This window comes from bacterium, assembly GCA_030652805.1.
GTDB lineage: Bacteria > JAHJDO01 > JAHJDO01 > JAHJDO01 > JAHJDO01 > JAHJDO01.
The window spans coordinates 1-2,975 of the sequence record JAUSPT010000019.1 but is presented as its reverse complement, the minus strand read 5'-3'; the positions used below and the strand labels follow the sequence as shown (position 1 = coordinate 2,975).

Sequence of the window (2,975 nt, the reverse complement as noted above, 5' to 3'; positions counted from 1 at the left end):
AACATGATGCTTCTTTCCTTATCTCCTTAAATATTTTCGCAGATACTATTAATATTTTCCTGACCCCATCCCGAAAGCTTTCGGGATGGGGTCCCTTGTATCCTCCACCTAGGGGGTAAGGATGTATCTTACCATTTCCATTAAAAACCTAAAGAATTCTTGATTATTATATTGTTGTATGATAATATGATAATATGAAAGGAGATAAGATTATGAGCTTAACAAAAATAAACGAAAGAGGACAACTTACAATACCGGCAGAATTAAGAAAGATTTTACATTGTGAGCCAGGAGATTATGTAGAGGTAGTAATGGATAAAGATGTGTTAAAAGTGATTCCTAAAATGGTAATTAATAAAGACCAGGCGTGGTTCTGGACTAAAGAATGGCAGGAAGGAGAGAGGGAGGCAGATAGAGATCTCAAAGCAGGGAAAATGTCCGGTTCTTTCAAGACTGCAAATGAGTTAGGGAAGCATCTTGGAAAAAACTAACATAAAAACCCTTTCTGCTTTTGATAAATGTTTCAGGAAATTACATCCTGATATTAAAAACATAGTCTTAAATAAGCTGGATATTTTTATTAAAAACCCGAATCATCCATCGCTTAGGATTAAGAAGATTAAAGGGACTGATAATATTTGGGAAATGAGCATTACTAAAAACTATCGTATAACTTTTACGCCTGTAGGGAATACAAAAATTCTTAGGAAAGTTGGAACTCATAATATATTGAGCAAGCAATGATATATGCATATATCCGGGTTAGTACCGATAAGCAAGACAATAAAAATCAAAAGTATGAAGTGCTTAAATTTGCTGATCAACGGAAATTTATTGTAGATAAATGGATAGAAGAAACTGTTAGTGGGATAAAAAACTATAAAGATAGATTACTTGGAAAGCTTATAAAAAAGCTTAAAAAGAATGATATATTAATTACAATTGAAATTAGCAGATTCGGCAGGAGTCTAATGGAAGTAATGAGCATCCTGCACGAACTTATGCAAAAGAAAGTAAAAGTTTTTACCATAAAGGAAAAATATGAGCTAGGAGACAATATAAATTCCAAAGTATTAGCTTTTGCGTTTAGCTTATCTGCTGAAATTGAGCGCAGCATGATCAGCCAGAGAACAAAACAGGCTCTTGCTCGCAAAAAGAGCGAAGGAATGACACTTGGGAGGCCTAAAGGCAGTTTGTCTAAAGAGACCAAGCTAACAGGTAAAGATGATATTATTAAAGAGCTTCTAAAGAAAAAGATTTCCTTAAGCGCCATTGGAAGAATTACGGGGGTACATAGAATAACAGTTTTAAATTATATAAAAAGTAGAAAGCTAGCTTGACAATATATTAAAATAAATTGGATTAAAGGAGAAAGTTAATAGAGTGGATAAAAAGATAACGGGAGGTAAGGGTTATATGGGTAACACAAAAACAAGAAGGGCTGGAAGGCCCGCCTCTGGAAAAGATCGTAAAGTTCTTGATTCATACAGCATTGATCCAGCTCTCTTTAAGAGATTACAGGACGCTATAGGCAAGATAAAGGACAGTGAGGGCAAAGTGTTAAGCAAGGCAGTATGTAGGGAATAATCTAAAACGACCCAAAAAGGATAATTTAGGGTGCCCAAAAAGTGGTTGAAGATAGAGGTATCCCTTGTTCGTATCAAGAGCATAGGCAAGAGATATGCGGAGTAAAAGTCGTCTATTTTAAGTTAATGTATAGGAATTTCAATGTTAGTAATCGTTAATAATAATATCCTCTACTGGGGTAAAAAAGTTCTTTTTAGTAGATAGTTTTTTAATGATGTTGGCTACTAAAGATGGCGCTTTGTTTATCAAATGATGGTTTAGCCAGAAAATATCCCTAAGCTTGATTTTTCCGCTTACATATTCCATAATACATTAAGATTATATTTAAAAATTGCTTTATTAAAGGAAAAGTTGCTGCCGAAGGCAGCCTAATTTAATTGAAGTTAAGGGTAGGGCAACGATAGGTGAAATTGCCTTAACAATAAATGAATATAAAACAGCTGAACGGTTGCAAAAGGATTATTGGTTATATGTAGTTTACAACTGCGCCTCTAAACCGGAAATTCATCGGATACAGGGTCCGGTTAGAGCTCTGTTGGTTAAGGTCGAACATTATCATGTAGGAGCGGAGAAGATACTTAAAAGAGGAGTTTAATCGTGATCGGTAAAAAACTTCGATTATTTGTTAGTTCTGTCCAGAAGGAGCTTGAAAATGAACGTCTGACCGTCCTCGCGCTGGTTACAACCGATTCAATTCTTCTCGCTAATTGTGAAGCTATTCTGTATGAATATGCGCCTGCATCGCCAAAAAAGAGTGCCCAAGAATGCCTTGATATTTTAGATTCTTGCGATGTTTGTTTGAATATAGTGGGTAAAGAATATGGAACTTGTTCCGGATCTTTATCTACAACTCATCAAGAATACCGCCGCGCCAAAGAACAAGGCATGCCTATTTTGATTTTTGTTAAAGGGGCATCAGATGAAGATCGTGATCAGAATACTCAAAAATGGATGAAAGAAATCCGTGTTGATAATTTCAAATACAAACGCTTTGGAAATATACTTGAATTACAACGAGAGGTTAGGACGTCGCTGCTGAAATTAGTTAAAGATCGTTATAATATTATTCCTTCCTCGGATGAGGAAAAAATTGCGGAACAAACTATAGAGGCTATTTCTCCTTTTGAAACACAAGCAATAAAACGGCTAAAATGGAAGAACATGGACCATGTTCTGGCCAAGCGTTTAGCAGTACAGTCAGGGCAGCAAAATCAAGATACTGTATCAGACGAAGAAATACTTGAAAATATGATGTGCTGGCTGGGCACATAGGTAACACTTTTTGTTTAAGATTCTCATTGTGATTCTCAATATATCTCATGGGTGTTAAATAATCAAGCGCTTGATGAGGGCGATTAAAATTGTACTCAATCAGCCAATTTGTTACA

Annotated in this window: 5 protein-coding genes and 1 pseudogene; all 6 read left to right on the top strand. The window is 35.6% G+C overall.

The window, feature by feature from the left end:
* The first annotated feature begins 212 nt into the window (after positions 1-212).
* The 6 genes and pseudogenes from Q7J67_00920 (at position 213) to Q7J67_00895 (ending at position 2,859) form a co-directional block, all read left to right on the top strand.
* Positions 213-491: an AbrB/MazE/SpoVT family DNA-binding domain-containing protein gene (locus tag Q7J67_00920; protein ID MDO9463857.1), complete on the top strand. Its 279-nt coding sequence runs from the start codon at positions 213-215 to the stop codon at positions 489-491.
* Positions 478-744, top strand: coding sequence for a hypothetical protein (locus tag Q7J67_00915; GenBank protein MDO9463856.1), 267 nt, complete (start codon positions 478-480; stop codon positions 742-744). The genes Q7J67_00920 and Q7J67_00915 overlap by 14 nt, the downstream gene beginning before the upstream one ends.
* Positions 741-1,340: a master DNA invertase Mpi family serine-type recombinase gene (locus Q7J67_00910; protein MDO9463855.1), complete on the top strand. Its 600-nt coding sequence runs from the start codon at positions 741-743 to the stop codon at positions 1,338-1,340. Before Q7J67_00915 ends, Q7J67_00910 begins: the two co-directional genes overlap by 4 nt.
* A gap of 43 nt (positions 1,341-1,383) precedes the next feature.
* On the top strand, positions 1,384-1,587 hold the full coding sequence (locus Q7J67_00905; protein ID MDO9463854.1) for a hypothetical protein: 204 nt from the start codon (positions 1,384-1,386) through the stop codon (positions 1,585-1,587).
* Positions 1,588-1,963: 376 nt separating this feature from the next.
* Positions 1,964-2,182, top strand: a pseudogene (locus Q7J67_00900) (DUF3883 domain-containing protein).
* A gap of 2 nt (positions 2,183-2,184) precedes the next feature.
* On the top strand, positions 2,185-2,859 hold the full coding sequence (locus Q7J67_00895; protein MDO9463853.1) for a DUF4062 domain-containing protein: 675 nt from the start codon (positions 2,185-2,187) through the stop codon (positions 2,857-2,859).
* Positions 2,860-2,975: the final 116 nt, after the last annotated feature.

Bases quoted from the DNA above. Each gene is read 5' to 3' on its own strand.
- Q7J67_00920 (MDO9463857.1), top strand. From the start codon at position 213: ATGAGCTTAACAAAAATAAACGAAAGAGGACAACTTACAATACCGGCA.
- Q7J67_00910 (MDO9463855.1), top strand. From the start codon at position 741: ATGATATATGCATATATCCGGGTTAGTACCGATAAGCAAGACAATAAA.